The organism is Parundibacterium terreum (assembly GCF_014636315.1).
Lineage (GTDB): Bacteria > Pseudomonadota > Gammaproteobacteria > Burkholderiales > Burkholderiaceae_D > Undibacterium > Undibacterium terreum.
Window position 1 is genome coordinate 653,361 of sequence record NZ_BMED01000003.1, and the last position, 22,661, is coordinate 676,021.

Sequence of the window (22,661 nt, forward strand, 5' to 3'; positions counted from 1 at the left end):
CGGGAATGGTGGCACTGGTAGAGGCCGCAGAGAATTCTACACCATGATTCCTACGCAACCTTGGCGAAAAATAAAAAAACCAGTTATGACTTTCGGCACATGTGCGCGTGGGAATCGCCGTGTCATGATCAGGCCCCTGTACTTTTCAGAACCTTCCTTATGCGCATACATAAACCTCGCTGGCCCGTATTCTCCCTGCTGATTTTCTTGTGTTCCGGTTGCGGTGGCGGGAGTAGCGACACTCCTACAAAATTTCCAACGCCTGGCCTGCTACATGCTTGTCCAGCACTACCCGCGTCAACAGCGCCGGAGGGCAGTCTGTCCGCAACGATCGATGCCTTAGTTGCGAACGAAATGGAGGCGGCGGGATTGCCTGGTATGGAAATCTCCCTGTCCAAAGGAGGCCGTATTCTTTATTCGCATTCATACGGCTATGCCGACCTTTCTGCTTGTCAGCCTGCGAAGACGAATACAGCGTATCAAATGGGATCAGTCACCAAGCAATTCACGGCCGCCGCCATACTGCAGCTACAGGATGCGGGCAAACTCAAGCTGGACGACCCGGTGAACGCCTATTTGCCAAGATACGCTTTTGATCCGAATCTGAGCTTGCGCATGTTGTTGAATCAGACATCCGGCCTGCCTGACTATGTCGAGTTTGCTGCGGCCCCGTCGTGGACGGGTGGTGCCGCACAAGCTTCGATATTGGCGGCTATTTCCCATGCACCTTCCCTGTTTGTCGCGGGTTCGGCCTATACCTACAGCAACAGCAATTATTTTATTCTCGGCGCCATTATTGAACACGTTAGCGGCCGCAGCTATGCCGACTACCTAGCGCAGCACATTCTGTTGCCACTAGGGCTAGCAAATACTTCTTATCTTAACCCGACAGCAACCGCAATGCCGTACACCTATACGCGCCCATTACTACCCGGCGCACAGGGTCTCGCTCCAGGCATAGTGCCTGACTCTTCCTACCTGTTCGCTGCGGGGGCCCTCTGGACAACTGCCGAGGATCTGAACAAATGGGACGCCGCGCTGCTCAATGGGGAGGTCATTCCTGCGGCATTGTTTGCTATGGCAGTGATGCCTCCTGCGACGGTCCCGGTATTTCAGCAGGCACCGACTGCGTCTCCTTATGCGATGGGGTGGATACGCAACTCGCTGGCAGGGCATCCTTTTGTTTGGCACAACGGCAAGACTTACGCGTACACGGCATTTAACGGCATGTTCCTGGACGACGGTTTTTCGGTTTCTGTACTGACCAATGTGGACATACAAGAGGATACGCCGCTGCTTGCTTTTTCTACAAAATTGATTCAAGCGGTTTGCGCCGCCTCACCGGCTTCATGCTGAAAACGGCCGGACATGGTAATGCAGTGCGGGCCTTCTGTACGCGGGTACTGGCCGCCTTGCTTGGCTGCCTGATAACCGCATCTTTCATGTATACCGTCGGCAAGGGCGCGAGTAGCACGGGCTCCGTGCGTGACCGCTTGGATTTACAGCCGCAGGTGTCCACAGCATTGATCATTATCCCTGCGGAGATACCCCGCCTTTTCGCTCTGCCGATGAAAAAAAGACAGACTGCTCGGGCTGCGCGTCACGGGGAGAAGGGCACTTCAGGATTATTGAGTACAGAGCAAGCCCGGGTACTGCCCGTTGCAGGGAGAGACGAAGCGCAGGCTTCCATGCCGGACGCAATCCCGGGCCAGGCACTGGCAGAGTTGACTATTGACAGCGGCACGATCGGGAAGGCTTATCGAGACAGCCGCACTGAAATACGGCGCATGGCGGATGCGGTGAAAAAGCCACTGGAGGCAAAGTTTAAAAGCAAGTTCGACTTCTTCCAGGATGCCGCGGTTGAGGCGGCTGTACCGGCTTGCATTAGCAAGAACGGCGATGCGCTCAAGCATGATATTCCGCACTTGGGACCGGTGATCTTGGCGGATGAACTGGCCCTGCCGTTTTTCGTCCACGCCGTGCTGAAAGGAAAATGTAAGTGAGCATCACCATATACATAATACTTTGCTGGCCTAAGTTGGCTGAAATATAGCAGCTTTATCCTCTGAACGAATGCTTGGGCGAGGCCTAAGATGACATAGCTCCAGACGGTCGGAAATCAGCGAATGAGGACTTTAACGATGAGACCACTAAGTTCGATCAAATTGGATTGTGGAATTCAAGCGTGCTTCGAAGACATCATGCCGGCACTTGGTATTCCCATTTTTTAACAATATCAAGAGCAATTTCAATCGAGGTATAAGCTGTTAAGTAAGATCGAGTTACGGACTTGGATTAAATCCATGCCCTTCTTGCTTTTCCGCGTGAAGCATAACGCACAAAGTGAGCTATTGTAACTGGCCATTCTCCGGCATCTCCCTCGCCAGCCTTTGCAGGAATGCTTCGCACTCAAATACGCTCAGTGTGCGCCGCGTGCCGTCTTCTGCGATGATATCGACCACTTCTTCCATTTCGCTGCGCAAGTCTGTGCTGGAGGCGTTGCGGGCCAGTTTGGGGGTGGGGAAGCGGTTGTTGTCGGCGATGGTCATGATGTCCTCCACCGCATCCACCAGCAGGCCGTAGCGTTCATCGCCGCGTTCCACGATCAATATCTTTGCCTGCGCGGTGTCGGCCAGCGGCGGCATCTGGTACAGGCCGCGCAGGTCGATAATACTGATCATCTGCTGGCGCAGGTTCAGTATGCCAAGCATGCAGGCCGGCATGCCGGGCGGCCTGATGAAATTATCGGAGAAATCAATGATTTCGCGTATCTGCCGGATCTCCACCGCAAAGGTATTTTCCAGCTGGAAGCTGATATACACGCGGCGCTGGATCTTTTTAGCTTCACGCTGCCCTTGCGCCGCCCCCTGGCTTTGACCTGCGAGCTTTTCCTCTTCCGGATACAGGTTGCTATGGCCGCGGCGCATCTCGACGATTTCGGTGCGCGAGAAAATCTCATGGTGGTTCAGGAAGATGATCTCGCCCACGCCCGGCTGTGAAATGCAGCCGCCGAACATGCCTGCGCGCGCCTTGCTGAGCAGTGGTATGGGCAATAGTTCGCTGGAAAAAAAGCTGATGATGCTATCCACAGAATCCACCAGAAAGCCAACCGAGGCGTCGCCTATGCGCGCCAGCACGATGCGCTGATCCGGTGTAGCCTGCTGTTCCGCGCGCGGAGCATTCAGCAGCGTGGAAAAGTCCACCACGCCTACCTGGGTACCGCGAAAATTGATGCGGCCCAGGCATAGCTTGCTGTTCAGGATGGACGGCTGCAGTTCCGGCACGCGGATGATCTCCTGTATCGCTTCCATTTCAAAGGCGAAGGAACTGGCCCCCACATGAAAACTCACGCACTGACGGCGAGCATTCTGGGTTTTGAAATGCAGGTCGCTTTGCTTCTGGTTCGCTGCCCGCAGCGCCAGCACTTGCGGCACGTTCTCTATATGGATCAGCGCGGAAGCATCCAGGATCTGCAGCAGGCGGCTGCCACCTGCAAGCAGGATGGTGCCGGCGATCACACCGTGCACATTTTCGCCTTCATAGTACAGCGTGCTTCTTTGCTCCGGCCTGACGCGCAGGATTTCACCGGTCGTATCGAAGAGTATGCCGACCAGCACTTGCTCAAAATCGATAATCGCAATGACCTGGCTGGGGTTGGATGCATCTGCATCCGGTTTGAACAGGCGGGCCAGGTTGATCACCGGGATGACAGTACCGCGTAGCGTGAACATGCCTTCCAAAAACGGCGGCGATAACGGCAGCGTGCTCATCTTTTCCGGATAATTCACCACCTCGCGTATGCAACTGGCCGGTAGCGAGAACTCGTCTCGTCCCAACAGGAAGGAGCCGAACAGTTCACTACCCGCTGCATTTACCGGTGGGGCCTGCTTTTTTGCTGCCGCAAGCCGGGCCGCTTCCGCAAATTGTTCGTCGCTGGCATCGGCGGGCGGCATAGCCGTGGCCGATGCCGGCGTTTCCAGAACTTCCATGTCAATTCCTTTGCGGTAGGATTTCCGTGATGGAGTAGCTTTGATCTGCGCAATCGATCAGTATCTTGCGGCCGCACTTGCCGCCCAGATCGCAATATGCGACTTGCAGCCCGGTTTGCGTCAGGTATTTTTTTGCGGCAGCACAATTGAGCTGGCCTACCTGAAACAGTGGTGAAGGATTTTTAAGCATTTGCGCGCCGCCAGTGAGGATGACCTCGATGTCGGGATAATCCTCTTCCTTGGCGCGCATCAGTTTCAGCAGCGAAGGCACGGCCTGGTTCACATAGCGCGCGCCCAGGTTGGCGACCGGAGTTGGCGCTTCCGGCAGCAGGCAATGGGCCAGGCCGCAGCGGCCGGCTTTTTTCCAGATGAATCCTATCCCCACGCAGGACCCCAGCACGGCCTGCAGCAAATCATGGTGGGCGCCCACCTTGACTTCGCCCATGCCGACTTCCAGGTGATGGTAGGCAATCATGCGGCTGCTCCCTGTAGATGCTCATCGTTGAGCATGTCGTTATTGATGCGGTATACCAGCGGCAGTTCCAACTGATACCTGGTGTTCATATGACCGATGGAATCCGACTCTCCGACGACCAGCCGCGCCTGCGGCTTCATGCTGTGCAGCACATTGGCGAGTACCTTTTGCTGGTGCTCCACATCAAAATAGATCAGCACATTGCGCAGGAAGACGATATCGAATTTCTTTGCCGATCGCAGCGAAGACAGCAGGTTGTGCGGGCTAAAGCTGACAAACTGTTTCAGCTCATCGCTGACCTTGACGCCGCCTGCAACGGCGCTGAAATATTTCTGGAACAACTGAGGATGAGATTCCTTCACGCGCTCCACCGACCGGCCCGCATATACTCCCACCGTGGCGGTGGCCAGCATGCTCTGCGAGATGTCGGTGCCCAGAATCTGGTAGTGGAAACCCTTGATCAGTCTTTGAAATTCCGCGCATAACATCGCAATGGAATATACCTCCTCGCCGCTGGCAGAGGCGGCGGACCATATCCTCAGGCATTCACCGGGGTGCTGTCTTGTCCATTGCGGCAAAAACTGTGCGGCAAAAAATTTCCATATCTGGGGCGTACGAAAAAACAGCGTGTCATTGGTGGTCACCATGTCAATGAAGTAGGGCACTTCATTGACATCACGTTCCAGCCTGCTCAGATAGTCGTGGTAATTGTCGAGCGCCAGCGCCTGCAGCCGGGGCCGCAGGCGCCTTTCCAGCAGGATGCTCTTTTTTTCGCTGATAGAAATGCCGGTGTGCTTGCGTATCAGCACAATCAAGGCTGCCAGCGTGGCAGCGTTGAGCCCGGCTTCCTGTGTCATGGCGTTATACCACGAAGCCCGACACAGCCTGGTTCATTTCTCCAGCGCGTCTGTTCAGCTCGTCGGTAGAGCGGGCGATGCTGTCGCAGCTGGCGGCGGATTTTTCCGCTTCTTCGGCAATGTACTGGATCGCGGTGCTGACCTCTCTCGCTGTCAGCAACTGCTCGTTCGCTGCCTTGGAAATGTCCGAGATGGCCAGCGTGGTTTTGGATACGCCTGAAACGATCTTGTCGAAGGCATCGCTGGCCTTCTTGGAAATTTCGCTGCCGGCGGAAACCCTTTTTACCGATTCATTGATCAGCTTGGAGATTTCCTTGGTCGCCTGCGATGAGCGCTCGGCCAGCTTGCGCACTTCATCCGCTACGACAGAGAAGCCCAGTCCGTGCTCGCCGGCGCGCGCCGCTTCAATAGCCGCATTGAAGGCCAGCATATTGGTCTGGCTGGCGATCTCACTGATGACCTTGACGATCTCGCCTATATCTTCCGAGGAGCGGTTGATCAGGTCCATCGCCTCTATCGATTTGGCGACGGCCTTGGCGCCTACTTCGGCTTCTTCCTGCGTTGATTTGGCCAGGTAATCGGCATTCGAGGTATTGTCGGCGATGGAGTTGATGGACTGGGTCAGGCCGTCAATCGATGCATTCATTTGTTCTACTGTTGCGCCCAGCGCCTGGGTGCCCAGCGCGACTTCGCCGGAGCGTTCCGCAATCGTATTGGATGACACGGCAAAGCCGTTGGCGGAGTTGACTACGTCGCCGATTACCGCACGCAGATCCCCTATCATTTTGCGTATGCCATCGGCCAGCAGGTCTATCGGTTCCGTTCCTTCCACCTTGATCTCGCAGGTCAGGTCGCCCTGTGCGGCACGCGCCACGGACTCTAGCAATTGATTGACTTTGCGGCTGTCATTTTCTGCTTTTTCCTTGATGCTTCTTTCCATATGCACCTGTTCGGTGATGTCGATGGCAAACTTCACCACCTTGTAGGGCTTGCCATTCAGGTCAAGGATGGGATTGTAGGTCGCCTGTATCCATACTTCCTTGCCGTCGTTGCCGACGCGCCGGTAGCGCCCGCTATCGAATTCGCCGCGATTCAGCTTTTGCCAGAAGCGCTTATAGTCGGAGCTATTGGCATATTCAGTCTCCACAAACATCCTGTGATGCTCGCCTTTGATATCTTCCAGCGTGTATCCCATCACATCCAGGAAGTTCTGATTGGCGTTAAGCACGGTGCCGTTCATATCGAATTCAATGACGGCCTGGGCCTTGTCTATCGCGTTGACCTTGCCTTCATATTCTGCGTTGTTGAGTTTTTCTGCGGTGACGTCATTGGCAAACTTGATGACCTTATACGGTTTGCCGTTGTTGCCGATGATGGGATTGTAAGAAGCGCTGATCCAGACCTCATCGCCATTTTTGGCTATGCGCTTGTATTCGCCCTGGTCGAATTCGCCGCTTGCCAGCTTTTTCCAGAACTGTTTGTATTCCAGAGATTTGGCGTAGGCTGGATCACAGAATAGAGAGTGGTGCTTGCCGCGCACTTCGTCCAGCGTGTAGCCCAGCGTGTGAAGGAAATTATCATTCGCGTGCAGGATGGTGCCATCCAGTTCAAATTCAATCAGCGCCTGCACCCGGTTCAGTGCGGTATTGATGGCATGAAGATCCTGCTCCTGGGCATCGCCCACTTGTTTGGTCGCTTCCATATCTTTCCCTTTAAATGCTTACTCAATGCCTCTCGGAGACGCGAAATTCAGGAGTAGGAATTGATGCCGCGGACTGAGCTTAATTTTTATGGAATTTACACTTTGGAGGCGAAGTTACCAGTGGAAAGGCAGCCATATTGATCACCGTCGAAAGTGTGATGAAATAATCAAATTGCTAAAACAGGTAGATCTGTCCGGATTTGATCAAACTACTATCGATAACTTAAGACAAGACTAGCTTTAAACAGGACTGTTAAAAAAGTCATTTTGACTATACCCGATAAAAGACTGGCCGCATGCCTGTAATATTTCACAGGTCAGAGCAGGGAAAACGAGGTTTGTTGGGGGAGTGAAATTGTTCCTGCGAGTGATGCCGTATAGCATGAAAAAGAGGGATTACTCATGCGAGCAATCCCTCTTTTATCTTAGGCGTAGCAGCATTACTGTGGCGCAAATGGTCTAATTCATTCGCCTTAGTGATACGCCTGCCTTATTACTTGGCTGCCTGCAAGGAGCCTGCTTCCCAGCCGCCGCCTAGTGCCTTGATCAGATAGACCGAGGTGAGCATCTGCTGGCCGCGAATTTGCACGTTCTGGCGCTGGTTGTTCAATAAGGCTTGCTGCGCAGTAATGACATCCAGGTAAGTATCCAGGCCGCCGGTATAGCGGTCGTTTGCCAGGTCCAGCACGCGCTGCGAACTTCGCACGCTGGCTTCTGCCTGCTTTCCGGCATTGCCAAGCGTGGTGAGGCCGTAGATGCCGTCTTCCACTTCCTGCATGGCAACCAGTACGCTTTGGCGGTAGCCCGCGACCGAAGCGGTATACGAGGCTTCGCTGATCTTGACCGTGGCGCTGGTCTTGCCGGCATCAAACAGGGTTTGCGTCAGGCTGGCGCCCAGTGACCATAGCAGGCTCGGCGCGCTCAGCAGATTGCTCATTTGCGTACTGTCCCAGCCGCCGTTGGCGCCGAGCAGGATGGTGGGGAAATAGGCTGAGCGTGCGACGCCTATATTGGCGTTAGCCGCAGCGATAGCGCGTTCCGCCGCAGCAACGTCAGGGCGGCGCTGCAAGACATCGGACGGCAAGCCTACCGGCACCGCGGGCGGGCTCATTTTGACCAGCGCCGGTTCCAGCCTGAAACTGGGCGCTGGAGTGCCGGTCATCGTGGCCAGCGCGTGTTCATACTGCGCGCGGCGGTTGCGCAGCAATTCCAATTGGGTCTTGCTGGTGTCCAGCGTGGCTTGCTGTTGCGCCAGGTCCAGGCCGGAAGCTGCTCCAAGTTCATGCCTTGCACTGATGAACTCCAGCGCCTTTTTTTGCAGGGTAATGCCCTGATGCACGACATCTATCTCCGCATCCAGCGCGCGCAGGTTGAAATAATCTGCCGCCAGCTCGGAGGCCAGCACCAGCCGCGTGTTTTCAAAATCTGCTGCCGCCTGCTCGGAGCTGGCCTTGGCGCTGGCTACCGTGCTGCGCACCCGGCCGAACAGGTCTGCTTCATAATTGACGGCAAAGCCAAGCTGCACGTTGTTCTGTACCGTGGACTGGATGGTGGTGCCGTAGGCAGACAAGGGGCGGTCGGCCGAAGTCTTTTGTCGTGCCGCACCAGCCTGCAGACCCACTTGCGGGAACAGGCCTGCCGCGCTGACGCTGACTTGCGCGCGCGCCTGTTCCAGTCGCGCTGCGGCAATTTGCAGGTTCTGGTTTTGCGTTGCCACCAGTTGTTCCAGGCGATTCAATTCCTCGTCCTGGAACAATTCCCACCAGTTGCCTTTCAGCGCGTGATCGCCGGGCACGGCTTCGCGGAACGGCGATGTCGATTGCCATGCCTGTGGCATACCTACTTCAGGTTTCTTGTATTCGGGGGCAGCGGCGCAGCCTGCCAGCGCTATGGCAACTGCCAGTACGCTCAGGCTGCCCAGCTTATATAGTGGATAACGCGCGTTCATGAACCCGCTTTCTTTGCGGCGGCCGCTGCTTTGGCTTGCACCACGGTCACAGTGTCATTGTCGGCAAGCGAATCGGCAGGGTTCAGGATCAGCTTGTCGGCTGGCGTGATGCCATCCAGGATTTCCAGGGCATTGCCCAGGTCATGGCCTATGCTTACTGCGCGCAGTTTCACGGTTCCCTTGTCATCCACGACAGCAATGCGGGTGCCCTCAGGGCGGAACAAAATCACGTTGGACGGCACCACCAGCGCATTGGAACTGCCGCTGACCGGCAAGGCCACCTGCACATAGGATCCTGCCAGCAAGGTGTTGTCGCGGTTGGGCAGATTGATTTCCAGTTGCAGCGTGCGGGTCGCCGCATCGATTGCACCGGCAGTTCTTGCCACTGTGCCCTGGAACACCTGGCCGCCCAGCTCGGTTTGCGTGACCTTGACTGTATCGCCGATCTTGATGCGCTGGGCATAGGCTTGCGGCACATACACATACACGCGCAGCTTATCCACTTGCGCCAGCGTAAACAGCGCGCGTCCTGCGCCGCCGTTGCCGGCATCGATCAAGTCACCTATCTCCACGTTGCGGCGCGTGATCACACCGGCAAATGGCGCTGTTACTTTCTTGAAGCCTTCCAGTTTTTGCAGGCGGCGTACATTCGCATCTGCGGCCGCAAGATTGGCCTGCGCCTGGGTAAAGGCGCTGCTTCGTTCATTAAGTTCCTGCTGCGTGACCGCATCTTTCTTGCGCAGGGCTTCCCAGCGCTCCGCCGACGATTTTGCCAGATCGAGGCTGGATGCGGCCTGCTGGCGCGCGGCGATGGCTTGCGATAATTGCTGGTCCACTTCCGGCGTATCGATTTCTGCGAGCACTTCGCCCTTGGCGACCTTGGCGCCTATATCCTTATTCCAGCGCAATACATAGCCGCTGCTGCGAGCATAGATAGGGGATTCTATGATGCCCTGCAAGGTACCGGGCAAGGTCAGTGCGTCGCTATTGCCGGCCGCCTTGGCATTGACTGTCGTCACATACTGTTTGGCATGTTCGGTGGTAGATTCCACCAGCGCACGTGCATTGACGATGCGCATTGCGATTGTGGCCGCAGCGCCCAGCAGCAGCAAGCCGAGTATGGATGCGCCGATGAGTTTGGCGCGTTTAAGGATGGGCCCGCGATGCGGGTGATGATGCGCATGCGGCTCGCCGCTGGCCTGCGCGCTATGTATACCAAGGACGGCGTGACGTTTATCGGACATATCAGGAATTCCCTTCTTCTACAGCAGGCGATGATGAGTGAGGCTGGCTGGCCGTGTGAGGGCTGGCCTTTTTGCGGTGTTCCAGGTAGCGGTGGATGCCGGCAAAGACAATAGGTACAAAGAACAATGTTGAAATCGTTGCAAACAGCAGCCCGCCGATCACGGCCCGGCCCAGCGGTGCATTCTGTTCGGCGCCTTCACCCAGGCCGATCGCCATCGGTATCATGCCTATGATCATCGCCAGCGCCGTCATTAGCACCGGCCGGATGCGCGTGGCCCCAGCTTCCAGCGCTGCCGACAGCGGCGGCAAGCCTTCATTCAGGCGCTGGCGGGCGAAGGACACCATCAGGATACTATTGGCGGTGGCGACGCCCATCGTCATGATCGCGCCTGTCAGTGCCGGCACGCTGAGGGTGGTGCCGGTAAGGAACAGCATCCAGGCGATACCGGCCAGCGCGGCAGGCAGGGCGGTAACGATAATAAAGGCATCAACCCAGGACTGGAAGTTGACCACGATCAGCAGGTAGACCAACACAATCGCCATCAGCAAGCCTATGCCCAGGCCGATGAAGGAGGTTTTCATGGTTTCTACCTGGCCGCGTATCACGATGCGCGTGCCGCGCGGCAGTTCCGTACGGAGCTGGTCTACCAGTTTTTCTACCTGGCCCGACACACTGCCGAGGTCTTTGCCGTCCACGCTCACAAAGAGATCAATGACAGGCGTAATGTTGTAGTGTGAGACCACCGCCATCTGCTGCGCCGGCTTGACCTGCACCAGATTGCTGAGCAATTGCGAAGGCACGATGCCGTTGCCCGCAGTGCTGGAGACCGAGCTGGCGCGCACCGGCGTACGCAGCAGCGCGTTGAGGTCGCTGACCTGGTGCTGCGGGGTTTGCACCGCAATGCTATACACCACGCCGTTCACCGGATTGAGCCAGAAAGCAGGCGCGGTCTGGAAGCTGCCTGACAGGGAAACCAGCAGGTTTTGCGCCACATCGACCGGATTCAGGCCCAGTTGCTTGATCTGGCTGCGATCCATGTCCAGCGCCAGCGTAGGCTGGTCCATTTTTTGCTGAATATGCACGTCCACCGCGCCAGGAATCTGCTTAACCTGTTTCATCAGCTTGCTGGCGTACGCATAGTTGGTAGGCAGGTCAGCGCCGGCAATCTGTACGTCCAGCGCCGCCGGCAAACCGAAGTTGAGGATCTGGGTCACGATATCTGCCGGCTGGAAGAAAAACTCCAGTCCAGGGAAGCGCTTTGGCAATTCCTTGCGCAGTTGTTCCACGTACGCGCCGGTGGGGCTGTGGCCTTCGTTCAGCGACACCAGGATTTCGCCGTCCAGCGTGCCTATCGTGCCGGCATTGCTGTACGACAGATTGATACCGCTGTAGGGCAGGCCGAGATTGTCCAGCACCGTGCCGATTTCTTTTGCCGGGATGATCTCGCGTATTGCTTTTTCCACTTCATCCGCCAGACGCGCGGTTTCTTCTATACGGGTACCGGTCGGCGCGCGCATGTGCAGTCGTATCTGGCCGGAATCGACGCCGGGGAAGAAGTCGCGCCCCAGCCCAAATACCAGGCCGCAGGACAAGACGCAAAAAGCCAGGAAGATGCTGCCGAAGGTTTTTCTGTGGGTGAGCAGGGTGGACAGGATGATGATGTAGCCACCACGGAATTTTTCAAATGCCGCATCAAAGCCGCGATATACCCTTTGCAGCAGGCTAGGCTTGGCGTTGGGATCTACATGCGCCTTGTCCATCATCAGCATGACCATGGTAGGCACCAGCGTACGCGACAGTACATAGGATGCCAGCATCGCAAAGACCACCGCTTCTGCCAGTGGCACGAACAGGTAGCGCGCCACGCCGGTCAGGAAGAACATGGGTAGGAAGACGATACAGATACACAGCGTGGAGACCAGCGCCGGGATGGCAATTTCACCGGCGCCGTCCAGGATGGCCTTGTGCAGATCCGAACCCTGATGCAAATGCCGTTCTATATTCTCGATGGTCACCGTGGCATCATCCACGAGGATACCCACCGCCAGCGCCAGTCCGCCCAGCGTCATGATATTGATGGTCTCGCCCAGCGCATACAGCGCAATGATCGATGCCAGGATGGACAGCGGGATCGATACCGCGATAATGCAGGTGCTGCGCCAGTTGCCGAGGAATAAAAGGATCATTGCGGCAGTCAGCACCGCCGCGATCAGTGCTTCATGGACGACGCCGGTGATTGCTGCTTTCACGAATACGGATTGATCAAACAATTGAGTGATCTTCAGTTCCTTGGGCAGGGTTTGCATCGCAGCCGGCAAGATGCCGCGCAAGGTATTGACGATGTCCAGCGTGGAGGAACCGCCGTTTTTTAGTACCGACAGCAGTACGCCGCGCTCGCCGTTCTGGCGCACGATATTGGTCTGCGGTGAAAATCCATCGCGTACCCGCGCCACTTCGGACAGATAGGTGGTGGTGCCGTTCTTGTTCAGTACAGGGATATTGTTCAGCCCGGCGATGGTGTCGGGCGAACCATTCATGTTGACGTTGAACTCGGTCGTGCCTATCTTGGCCGTGCCGGACGGCAGCGCCAGGTTTTGCGCATTGACCGCGGTGACAACATCGGTCGGCGTCAGTCCCTTGGACAGCAGCGCCTGGGTATCCAGATCAACCGAGACCAGCCGCGATTTGCCGCCGAAAGGAAACGGCACGGCGGCACCGGGGATGGTGATCAGCTGGGGCCTGAGGAAGTTGACGGCGGTATCGAACAGCGATTGCTCCGTCATCGTTGCGCTGGACAGGCCCAGCTGGATGACGGGGATGCTGGAGGCAGAATACTTGATGACCAGCGGCGGCGTAATACCCGCAGGCAGTTGGCGCAGCTGTGCCTGCTCAATGGAGACGACCTGCGCAATCGCCGTCTGGATATTGGCGTTAGGCTGGAAGAAAATCTTGATGATGGAAATGCCGGCCAGTGACTGCGACTCTATATGTTCGATGTCGTTGACGGTGGTGGTCAGGCTGCGTTCATTAACAGCGGCGATGCGCTGCCCCATCTCCTGCGCCGACAGGCCGTTGTAGTTCCAGATGATACTGACAACCGGGATATTAATCTCGGGGAAAATATCCGTTGCCATTTTAGTCAGCACCAGCGGGGTCGACAATAGTATCAACAGCGCCATGACGATGAAGGTATAAGGCCGCCTTAGCGCAATATTAACGATCCACATCTTAGATAAATTTCCGCAATGAATGTTGAACTGCCGGTGGCCCGATTAGCTTCTCAGTAGCCTGTTAGCTTGTCTTTGGCCGAATGATAGACTTGCTTATTGAGCAAAGCTCAGAGCAAAGTCCATGCCATCGGGCGGGGACATTGTAATGTATATCAGACAACCAGCCGGTGGTAACGATGAAGCGGGATATCTCTCGGCGCTAGCCTGTTTATCCCGGTTTCAGAGGCTAGGATGATATGCGCTTTCCTGTTTGGGTGTGCATCAGCATGGTAACGGCTTGTATCGCTAGTTTGCTGTCTGTCATCAGGGTGAAATATTCGTATTCACCGGCTTTGTTATGCTTAAAATTATGGCAAATATTGTTATTTAATTATAAAAAGCGCGCTGCTCCGGCCGGTTTGCCGCGCATCTGGCCTGAACTTGGCCGCGACGTGGCAGGCATCGGCTGCCGCTTTCAGCGTGTCTCACTGGGGAAGTCCTTCCCGCATCCGCCGATTTTTTGTAAATTACTCTAACTCCTTGATTTGTAATATACTCTCATCTTTCTAGCCTTCGCTTACCTTCTGTTGATTGTCTTAGATATACGATATTGCCAGCAAACTCCGTTGGCACCGTGCTCAACTCACGGGAAGCTCACCACCATACAATGACTGATATCAAGTCCGATACCGATACTACACAGGGCAGCTTAGTTGCCGACGCCGCAGACGCTTCTACCGTGAAACCTGTACCCACTGTCCGCTTTGAAGATTTCGGCCTTGCGCCGGAAATTTTGCGCGCCTTGTCCGATCAGGGCTATGTGCATCCTACGCCTATCCAGGCCGAGGCAATTCCGGTTGTATTGCAGGGCCGCGACGTGATGGGTGCGGCGCAAACAGGTACAGGTAAAACTGCCGGTTTCGCATTGCCTATCATTCAGTTGCTGATGGCGCATGCTAGTGCCAGTGCCTCTCCGGCGCGCCATCCGGTGCGTGCGCTGATACTGACACCAACACGCGAGCTGGCCGATCAGGTTGCCGACAATGTCATCGCCTATTCCAAATACACGCCTTTGCGCGCAACCGTGGTATTCGGCGGCATGGATATGGCGCCGCAGGTAGCTGCGTTGCGCTCCGGCATAGAGATCGTCATTGCGACGCCGGGCCGCCTGCTGGATCACGTGCAGCAAAAAACCATCAACCTGTCGCAGACCCAGATTCTGGTGATGGACGAGGCTGACCGCATGCTGGACATGGGCTTCTTGCCGGACCTGCAGCGCATCATCAACCTGCTGCCTGCGAAGCGCCAGAACCTGATGTTCTCTGCGACTTTCTCGCAAGAGATCAAAAAGCTGGCGGCCAGCTTTCTGACCAGCCCGGTAACGATAGAAGTGGCGCGCAGCAATGCGACAGCAGAAAACGTTACCCAGATTTTGTACAAGGTGGCAGAAGAGGAAAAGCGCGATGCGGTTTCCTTCATCATTCGCGAGCGCGGGTTGAAACAGGTCATCGTCTTCTCCAATACCAAGATAGGCGCGTCACGCCTGGCGGTGCATCTGGTGAAGCAGGGCGTGAAAGCCTCCGCGATTCACGGCGATAAATCCCAGTCCGAACGTATGGCGGCACTGGAAGCATTCAAGCGCGGCGAAGTAGAGGTGCTGGTAGCAACCGACGTTGCGGCCCGCGGCCTGGATATTTCCGAGATGCCTTGCGTGATCAATTTTGACCTGCCTTACAACGCAGAAGACTATGTGCACCGTATCGGCCGTACTGGCCGCGCTGGCGCCAAGGGCGATGCGATCTCGCTGCATACGGACAAGGATGAACGCCTGCTGATCGATATAGAAAAACTGATCAAGCAAAAAATCGTGCGCCTGCAACTGGCTGGATTTGTGGCTACTTCAGTGCATGGCGCAGAGCGCCGTCCGCGTGAAGCTGCGCGCGTAGAACGCTCCGAGCGTCCAGAACGTAGTGAGCGCGGTGACCGTGGTGATCGCGCAGAGCGTAGTGAACGCACAGAGCGTCCATCGCGCGGCTACAATCCTCCGCGTGAAAAAGTCGATCCATGGTTCCTGAAACCGTATGAGCCAAGCACCGGCGCAGTGGCACCAGTCAATGGCAATGCAGCGCCAGTGCAGAATGTGGTCAGCAGCAAGCCGCAGAAAAAGGCCGCCTTGCTGGGTGGTTTGGTCAAGCAGTCGTAGTACGGCTGTATAAAAGGATAGACGTCGTTGGCAGGGCCAGCAGCCGGAAGCAAGTTCCGGTTGCCGCCTGTCAGCAGTTTAAACCGCCTGGCGTTTTTCCAGCATTTCCTTCCAGGCCGGTATGGCCGCTTTCCAGAATTCTTCAATACTATCCGCACTGATATGCAGTCCTAAAAACTGCGCCGCAGGCAGTAGCGCCTTCTTTAGCAAATCCTGGCCGGATGAGCCGTCGTCAAAGGCGATAGCGCCGGTCTGCTTGGATAATTTCTCACCGTTCGCGTTGTTTACTACCGGCACATGCAGATAGGCTGGCGTTGGCACGCCCAGCAGGTCTTGCAGGTAAATCTGTCTGGCGGTGGAGTCCAGAAGGTCTGCACCGCGCACGACGTGGGTAATGCCCTGCGCTGCATCATCGACCACCACTGCCAACTGATAGGCCCAGAATCCATCGGCGCGTTTCAGCACGAAATCGCCGACCTCGCTGCTAAGATCCTGCTGCATGTCGCCATACCAGCGGTCATGGAAACGGATCACTGCCTGGCTTGGTTCGGGAACCCTTAGACGATAGGCGCGCGCCTGTTTGCCCGGTGCCAGCCCTTGCCGGCAGGTGCCGGGATAAATCAGCGCCGAGGGACCCTGGATGCCAGTGCGGGAGTCGGCGATCTCCTTGCGTGAGCAGGAGCAGGCGTAGATGTTTTTACCCAGAGCCTCGAAGGCTGCCTCGTACAGATGCTGGCGCTGGCTTTGCCACTGCACATCGGCATCTATATCCATGCCGCAGCGGTATAGCGATTGCAGGATAGCCTGGTCCGCGCCTTCCACATTGCGGTCAAAGTCCACGTCCTCCATCCGTACCAGCCAGATGCCGTCATGTGCCCTGGCATCCAGATAGCTGGCCATCGCCGCCACCAGTGAACCCATATGCAAGGGGCCGGTTGGGGAGGGGGCAAAGCGGCCTATATAGGGCGGCTTGACCGATGTTTGCGATGCTGAGGTGAGCGTCATGCCGGGTTCCCCATCAGCTTGCGCTGTATCGCAGGATCGGCAAGCCGCTGCAGGAACCAGTGCAAGGCCTTGCCCTTGTCGGTACTGCGCCAGGCAATGCGGTTATTGCCGCCGGGCCGGGTTTCCAGTGTATTTTTTTCCACCAGTGCGCCGGACTCCAGATAGGGCGCGGCCATCATTCTCGGCAAGTGGCCGCAACCCAACCCCGCCAGTTGTGCTGCAAGTTTTGCCTGCAGCGAGGGCACGGTCAGCGTGTCCTGGCCGGTCAGCAGGCCGGCCGTGATCGCAGGCAGGTTGCGGCCGGTATCCCCTACTGCAATGGCGCGATGTCCCTGCACCATCGCCGCAGTCAGCGGATCAGGCACTTTAGCCAGTGGGTGCTGTGGCGCCACCGCGAATACCCAGTCTATGGTGCCAAACAGGCGGGTCTGGTAGTCGCCGTGCATGCGTATGGTGTCGGGGCCGTCATACGCGGCGCCGATGGCGAGGTCCGAGCGGCCCGACAGTAGCGATTCCCAGACGCCGGACAAGACTTCCTGCGAAATGCGCAGGCGGGTACCGCAAGCCTGCTGCTCAAATTCGTGTATCAGCGGCAGCAGGTTTTCAAACTCTATGATGCCGTCTATAACAATGCGCAGCTCCACTTCCCAGCCGGTGGCCGTGCGCTTGACGCGTTGTTCCAGTTCTTCTGCGGCATTCAGCAGATGGCGTCCTTGGGTCAGCAGCTCCCGGCCTGCCGTGGTCAGCTTGGCCCGGTGACCGCGTCTGTCATACAACAGCAGGTCCAGATCGTCTTCCAGTTTGCGGATACTATAGGTGATCGCGGACGGCACTTTATCCAGTTCGGCCGCCGCTGCCGCGAAGCTGCCTTTGCGCTCTATCGCGTCCAGTATCTGTAGTGCTTCCAGTGTCAGATTCATAATAATAAACTTCAAAAAATCTTATTCAGAATTTTTGAATGAATTGGCTAAAAATATGCTCTTATATTAGCGCAAATGCCCATATATAGTATTCAATCGATGTAGCAAAATTTTGAATAAAGGAGTGCTTATGATTTCAGTTCGTTCTTCCCAGGAGCGCGGCTATGCAGAGCACGGCTGGTTGAAGTCCTACCATAGCTTTTCCTTCGCCGACTACCATGATCCGCGCCATATGGGTTTTGGTCCGCTGCGCGTGATCAATGAAGACTGGATAGACCCCGGTATGGGCTTTGGCACACATGGCCACCGCGACATGGAAATCATCACCTATGTGCTGGAGGGCGAGATCGCGCACAAGGACAGCATGGGCAATGGCAGCGTCATACGCCCGGGCGATGTGCAGCGCATGAGTGCCGGCACAGGCGTGATGCACTCCGAATTTAACGCATCCCAGCAAAATTCCGCCCACCTGTTGCAGATCTGGATCATGCCGGATCGTGGCGGCATTGCTCCCAGCTATGAAGAAAAAAACTTCAGCCGGGAAGACAAGCTGGGCCGCCTGAAGCTGGTTGCTTCTCCGGATGCGGAAGACGGCGCGGTCAAGATCCATCAGGATGCGCGCCTGTATGTGGGCCTGTTTGACGGCGAGCAGCAAGCCAGCCTGAACCTGGCCAAGGGGCGCCTGGCCTATGTGCATGTGGCGCGCGGCGAGCTGACAGTAAATGGCGTCGCGCTGAAAACCGGCGATGCCGTCAAGCTGCAGGAAGAAGAATTGCTGAGCATAGAGCAAGGCAAGCAGGCTGAAGTACTGGTATTTGATTTGCCCGTTTAGTTTTTGCTGGTTTTTACCGTAGGTCTCGTAAGCCTCGTAGTGGAGGTGACTTGTGAGTCATTGCCACTACGAGGAAAATTTTAATCTCAATAAGGATATTTCATGAAAAAAGTAGCGATCGTTTATCACTCAGGTTATGGCCACACGACAAAAGCAGCAGAAGCAGTACACGCCGGTATCGTTGCGGCTGGCGCATCTTCAGAATTGATCCTGATTGATGCTGAAGGCAATATTTCTGAGGCAGCATGGGAAACACTGGCAGCCGCTGATGCGATCGTATTCGGTTCCCCGACTTACATGGGCACCGTGTCCTGGCAGTTCAAGAAATTTGCCGATGCCTCTTCCAAGCCTTGGTATTCCCAAGTATGGAAAGACAAGATTGCAGCCGCATTCACCAACTCTGCGTCAATGAACGGCGACAAGCTGTCTACGCTGCACTACCTGTTCACCTTGTCGCAACAGCATTCCATGATCTGGGTGGGCACAGGCTTGATGCCGTCCAACAGCAAAGCTGCACAACGTAACGACATCAACTACGTCGCCAGCTTCTCCGGCCTGATGACACAATCCCCATCCGATGCATCGCCGGAAGAAGGCCCATTGCCAGGCGATCTGGAAACAGCAAAACTGTTCGGCAAGCGTATTGCAGAAGTAGTTGCAAAACTGAAGTAATGTAGAACCCGGCAGGGCAAGGTGAAAATTGATGCGGCAGATAGAGCATTAACTTTTAGCTTACCCAAGCTGCTGACGGCAGATCCATGCTTGCTTTTCAATATGGCAAGAATGGATCTGCCGTTTTTTTTATGTCGTTATCTGGTACAAAGCAATCGCCCGCGTGCTTGCTTGCAGTAGATGGCTATCATTGTGTTTGCATTTGATAAAGCCAAGTAATCACAATGGAAACGCGATTCATAAATATTGTTAAGCCTCTGTTTTTTTGAGAAAAAATTGCCGATAATCAATGAAGGAAATCGGCGAGGAGCTTATCGTGTTTACCGTGTTAACGCGTTCTCATGCATTGTTGTGCACCCTGCTATTGTTTAATTGCTTGAGTGCGCGTGCCGCCGATTTGACCGAGCTTGAGCAGAAATGGCTGACCGCTGCCTGGCCGGTGGTTGTATATGCCCGCGCGATCAAGCTGCCGCTGGATATCATCGTGCAGCCGGACACCAAGGCCAATGATGTACCCCTCGCATTAGGCTATGACGGCGGCCGTTGCAAGCTGGTGCTGTCGCTGCGCAATAATCCGCAGGCTGAGGCCAGCCTGGCTGGCACCGATCCCTCCCAGCATCGTCTGCTGATAGAGACCATGGCCGCGCATGAGATAGGCCATTGTTGGCGTTATGCGCAAGGCAAGTGGCATAGCCTGCCTAGCGGCTTTAATGAAGCCCGCGACCGCTCTGCCGCCGGCTTGAATAAAGACAAGCTGCCTAGCTTATTGGCGCTGCAGGAAGCACGGCGCGAAGAGGCATTTGCCGATCTGTTCGGCCTGGCCTGGACTTATCAATACCATCCGGCGCAATATCAGCAAGTGTATGCATGGCTGCAAAGCCAGCGCAGCGATACGGCGGCAATAGGGATCAGTCACGATACGATGGCGTGGGTACAACTGGCGCGCGACGCCAGGCGCTTTGAGCCGGGCGTCAATCCTTTTGAGCAGGCGCTGGGTTTATGGGGCCAGGGTTTGTTGGGCGAGGTGTCCCGATAATAGCGTCTCAATAATAGCGCCCCAATTCTACTAAGGCGACAACAGTTTGCCGCTGCGATAGGCGACTTCGCCGGCGATCTTGGCCAGTGTCGTGCCTTTATGCACATAGCGGTGCGCAATGCGCGCAAACAGCTTGCCGCTGACCGTGGCTTTGACACTCGTCGCGACGCCGCTGACCGGGTCGATCAATTCTGCGATAGAGTCTCCCTGCTTAACGGCATCGCCGGGAAGCTTGCTGAATACCACGATGCCTGCATGCGCGGCGACCAGCGGTTCCACACCTTCCAGCGGCGTGGGTTTGCATAGCGCGGGCGGCAGGTTTTTCTCGCCCTGTGCGTCTTTCTCAATATGGCCGGTGTGTACCAGGAAGGCAATCAGGGCTTCTGCATCCTGCTTCGCCAGCGCATGGCTGACGTCCACCTGTCCGCGCAGCTCCACCGTAACCGGCATGCAGGCCAGCGGCACAGGATAGTCTGGCGCAAAATGCTCGGCCAGCTCCCACCAGATGCGGCCGCAGGTTTCATCAAATGGGTCGTCACCGGATTCGGTTGCCAGCAGCAGCGCTTGCGCACCCAGCAAGCGGCTCAGGGGCATGGCAGCTTCGGCCAGCGGCGTGCCGGTATACAAATGCAGAACAGACTCATTGTCGCAATGCAGATCCAGCACAATATCTGCATCGATGGACAGCATCAGCAAAGTCTTTTTCAGGGTCTCTGTTTCCGACACCGGCTGCCAATCCATCAGCAATTGCCTGGCCGCGCTGCGTATGGTGTTGACATTGTCTGCGCTGTCGCTGCCGAGTTTGTCTGCCAGTATCGTTTTGAGCTGCGGCACCAGGTTGCGGTAGCCACGATTGAAATTGATGCCGGAACTGAGATCAAAGCGCCCAAACGGCGTGCCCTGTATTACCTGCGCCAGGCCGACTGGATTGGCGACCGGCACCAGCACGATTTCCGAGGACAGCCTGCCTTCTGCCTCCAGCAATTCCAGCCGCTGCCGCAGGTGCTGGGCCACCAGCATGCCCGGGATTTCATCTGCATGCAGCGAGGCCTGGATATACACCTTGCGGGTCTGCGGGGCGATACCGGCGTGGCCGAAATGCAGGCTCTGCAATTGTTTTTCCGAGTTGGAACTGGGCGATGGCAGGGAGTGGTATTCAATGCGCATGTAAGAAGTCGGCCTTGATGTGGGTGAATTCCAGAACGCCCGACAGCGTCTGGGCTAAATGCTGAGCATAGCGTAAACATATCGTTTTTAGATAAAAATGCGGCAAGACACGTCAGTCGCGATACCTGGAGACGGCATGCGCATGCTGTATCATTTATGCCAGGATTTCCTATTGCAAAAAAGAACAACCAAGAAGAAGTGCTAAGGGGCGAAAGTGTCAGATGAAATAAAAGGTACGCTGGTCATCATAGGCGGTGCATTGCGCGTGGATAATGCCGCGGTGTGGGAGCGTATTGTGCAACTGGCGGGTGGTGCGAAGGCAAACATTGCCGTATTTCCATCTGCTGCCGGTGACCCTGAGCGTTCAGCGGCCCTGACAATACACAGCCTGAATAAATATGGCGCCCAGGCCTTCATGGTGCCGCTGGCCGTCAAGCTGGCCGGCTGCGATTACCGCGCGGCTGCGGAGGATCCGGCAATAGCCGGGCAGGTCAGCGCAGCGACCGGCGTTTATTTCACAGGAGGGGACCAGGGCCGGATTATGCAGGCGCTGGTCAGGGAGGATGGCAGCCGTTCGCTGGTGCTGGATGCGGTGTGGGACAAGTACCGCAGCGGCGGCGTTATCATCGGTAGTAGTGCCGGTGCGGCGGTCATGAGCACGCAGACGTTTGTTGATGCGGCCGTGCTGCCGGCCCTGAAAGCCGGCCTGGAAGATGGGAAGGAAGTCGCTCCCGGCCTGGGCTTTATCGGCCCCGATGTATTTATAGACCAGCACCTGATCGTCCGTGGCCGCTTTGCCAGAATGCTGGTGGCAATGCGGCAGAAGAACTATCGCCTGGGGCTGGGCGTGGACGAGAACACCGCGATGATAGTTTGCAGGGGCGACGTGGAGATTGTGGGCCACAAAGGGGCTGTGCTAATCGATTTATCGCGGGCGGGCAGCGATGCCAGCCGCAAGGAGTTTAATATCAGCAATGCCAGGATCAGTTATCTGGACAACGGGGATAGCTATAATTTCCTCAGCGGCGTGGTGCAGCCTGCTGCTGACAAGCTGGAAGGCAGGCTGGAGCCGCGTTTGCCTTATCGTGATGGGGCCAGGTTTTATCCCGATATCCTGGGCAATACCACGCTGATTGATTTACTCGAAAACCTGATCGATAGCCGGCAGCAGCGGGCAACAGGCCTCGCTTTCGGCGGTCCTGCGGATGCGAGGCCAGAGCTGGGTTTTGAATTCAGCTTCTGCAAGACGGCGGACAGCGAAGGATACTTTTCCAACGCTTCCGGTGCGGAAGCGTACACCATGTTGAATATACGGCTGGACGTGCGGCCGGTATGCATGCAATTGCCGCTGTATTCGGATTGGCCGGACACTGAAGAGAACTAGAGAACGCAGATTGCAG

At 56.2% G+C, this 22,661-nt stretch carries 17 protein-coding genes; 7 read left to right on the forward strand and 10 right to left on the reverse strand.

Annotated elements, in window-relative coordinates:
* The first annotated feature begins 159 nt into the window (after nucleotides 1-159).
* Both IEW12_RS17660 and IEW12_RS17665 read left to right on the forward strand, forming a co-directional pair.
* Nucleotides 160-1,356 (forward strand): serine hydrolase domain-containing protein, encoded by a 1,197-nt coding sequence (locus IEW12_RS17660; RefSeq protein WP_268237256.1) that lies wholly within the window; start codon nucleotides 160-162, stop codon nucleotides 1,354-1,356.
* Complete coding sequence (locus tag IEW12_RS17665; RefSeq protein ID WP_188567381.1) at nucleotides 1,350-2,003, forward strand: hypothetical protein; 654 nt, start codon at nucleotides 1,350-1,352, stop codon at nucleotides 2,001-2,003. The genes IEW12_RS17660 and IEW12_RS17665 overlap by 7 nt, the downstream gene beginning before the upstream one ends.
* A gap of 345 nt (nucleotides 2,004-2,348) precedes the next feature.
* On the opposite strand, the gene IEW12_RS17670 is transcribed toward IEW12_RS17665, so the two are convergent.
* From IEW12_RS17670 to IEW12_RS17700, 7 genes are all read right to left on the reverse strand, one after another.
* Nucleotides 2,349-3,989, reverse strand: a complete 1,641-nt coding sequence (locus IEW12_RS17670) for a chemotaxis protein CheW (RefSeq protein ID WP_229751185.1) — start codon at nucleotides 3,987-3,989, stop codon at nucleotides 2,349-2,351.
* A gap of 1 nt (nucleotide 3,990) precedes the next feature.
* Nucleotides 3,991-4,464: a chemotaxis protein CheD gene (locus IEW12_RS17675; RefSeq protein ID WP_188567382.1), complete on the reverse strand. Its 474-nt coding sequence runs from the start codon at nucleotides 4,462-4,464 to the stop codon at nucleotides 3,991-3,993.
* Nucleotides 4,461-5,321: a CheR family methyltransferase gene (locus IEW12_RS17680; protein ID WP_188567383.1), complete on the reverse strand. Its 861-nt coding sequence runs from the start codon at nucleotides 5,319-5,321 to the stop codon at nucleotides 4,461-4,463. Before IEW12_RS17680 ends, IEW12_RS17675 begins: the two co-directional genes overlap by 4 nt.
* Nucleotides 5,322-5,325: 4 nt before the next feature.
* Entirely contained in the window at nucleotides 5,326-7,023 is a 1,698-nt protein-coding gene (locus IEW12_RS17685) for a methyl-accepting chemotaxis protein (RefSeq protein ID WP_188567384.1), read from the reverse strand.
* Nucleotides 7,024-7,516: 493 nt separating this feature from the next.
* Complete coding sequence (locus tag IEW12_RS17690; RefSeq protein ID WP_188567385.1) at nucleotides 7,517-8,971, reverse strand: efflux transporter outer membrane subunit; 1,455 nt, start codon at nucleotides 8,969-8,971, stop codon at nucleotides 7,517-7,519.
* Nucleotides 8,968-10,215: an efflux RND transporter periplasmic adaptor subunit gene (locus IEW12_RS17695; protein ID WP_188567386.1), complete on the reverse strand. Its 1,248-nt coding sequence runs from the start codon at nucleotides 10,213-10,215 to the stop codon at nucleotides 8,968-8,970. Before IEW12_RS17695 ends, IEW12_RS17690 begins: the two co-directional genes overlap by 4 nt.
* Nucleotide 10,216: 1 nt before the next feature.
* The gene (locus IEW12_RS17700) at nucleotides 10,217-13,444 is read right to left on the reverse strand and encodes an efflux RND transporter permease subunit (protein ID WP_188567387.1); all 3,228 of its coding nucleotides are present in this window, start codon (nucleotides 13,442-13,444) and stop codon (nucleotides 10,217-10,219) included.
* A 649-nt stretch (nucleotides 13,445-14,093) separates the two neighbouring features.
* Here IEW12_RS17700 and IEW12_RS17705 point away from each other — a divergent pair.
* Entirely contained in the window at nucleotides 14,094-15,629 is a 1,536-nt protein-coding gene (locus IEW12_RS17705) for a DEAD/DEAH box helicase (protein WP_188567388.1), read from the forward strand.
* Nucleotides 15,630-15,707: 78 nt separating this feature from the next.
* On the opposite strand, the gene gluQRS is transcribed toward IEW12_RS17705, so the two are convergent.
* Together gluQRS and IEW12_RS17715 are read right to left on the reverse strand one after the other, a co-directional pair.
* Nucleotides 15,708-16,634: a tRNA glutamyl-Q(34) synthetase GluQRS gene (gene gluQRS, locus IEW12_RS17710; RefSeq protein WP_188567389.1), complete on the reverse strand. Its 927-nt coding sequence runs from the start codon at nucleotides 16,632-16,634 to the stop codon at nucleotides 15,708-15,710.
* Nucleotides 16,631-17,554, reverse strand: a complete 924-nt coding sequence (locus IEW12_RS17715; RefSeq protein WP_188567390.1) for a LysR family transcriptional regulator — start codon at nucleotides 17,552-17,554, stop codon at nucleotides 16,631-16,633. The genes gluQRS and IEW12_RS17715 overlap by 4 nt, the downstream gene beginning before the upstream one ends.
* A 130-nt stretch (nucleotides 17,555-17,684) precedes the next feature.
* On the opposite strand from IEW12_RS17715, the gene IEW12_RS17720 reads away from it, so the two are divergent.
* The 3 genes from IEW12_RS17720 (at nucleotide 17,685) to IEW12_RS17730 (ending at nucleotide 20,094) form a co-directional block, all read left to right on the forward strand.
* A complete protein-coding gene (locus tag IEW12_RS17720; protein WP_188567391.1) occupies nucleotides 17,685-18,386 on the forward strand; it encodes a pirin family protein in 702 nt (233 codons plus the stop codon).
* Between the two features lie 102 nt (nucleotides 18,387-18,488).
* On the forward strand, nucleotides 18,489-19,058 hold the full coding sequence (locus tag IEW12_RS17725) for a flavodoxin family protein (RefSeq protein WP_188567392.1): 570 nt from the start codon (nucleotides 18,489-18,491) through the stop codon (nucleotides 19,056-19,058).
* 316 nt (nucleotides 19,059-19,374) lie between these two features.
* Nucleotides 19,375-20,094 (forward strand): hypothetical protein, encoded by a 720-nt coding sequence (locus tag IEW12_RS17730; RefSeq protein ID WP_229751186.1) that lies wholly within the window; start codon nucleotides 19,375-19,377, stop codon nucleotides 20,092-20,094.
* 30 nt (nucleotides 20,095-20,124) lie between these two features.
* Here IEW12_RS17730 and IEW12_RS17735 read toward each other — a convergent pair whose 3' ends face one another.
* Entirely contained in the window at nucleotides 20,125-21,261 is a 1,137-nt protein-coding gene (locus IEW12_RS17735; protein WP_188567393.1) for a succinylglutamate desuccinylase/aspartoacylase family protein, read from the reverse strand.
* A gap of 214 nt (nucleotides 21,262-21,475) precedes the next feature.
* Here IEW12_RS17735 and IEW12_RS17740 point away from each other — a divergent pair, with 214 nt between their 5' ends.
* Complete coding sequence (locus IEW12_RS17740) at nucleotides 21,476-22,645, forward strand: cyanophycinase (protein WP_188567394.1); 1,170 nt, start codon at nucleotides 21,476-21,478, stop codon at nucleotides 22,643-22,645.
* The last annotated feature ends 16 nt before the right edge of the window (nucleotides 22,646-22,661 follow it).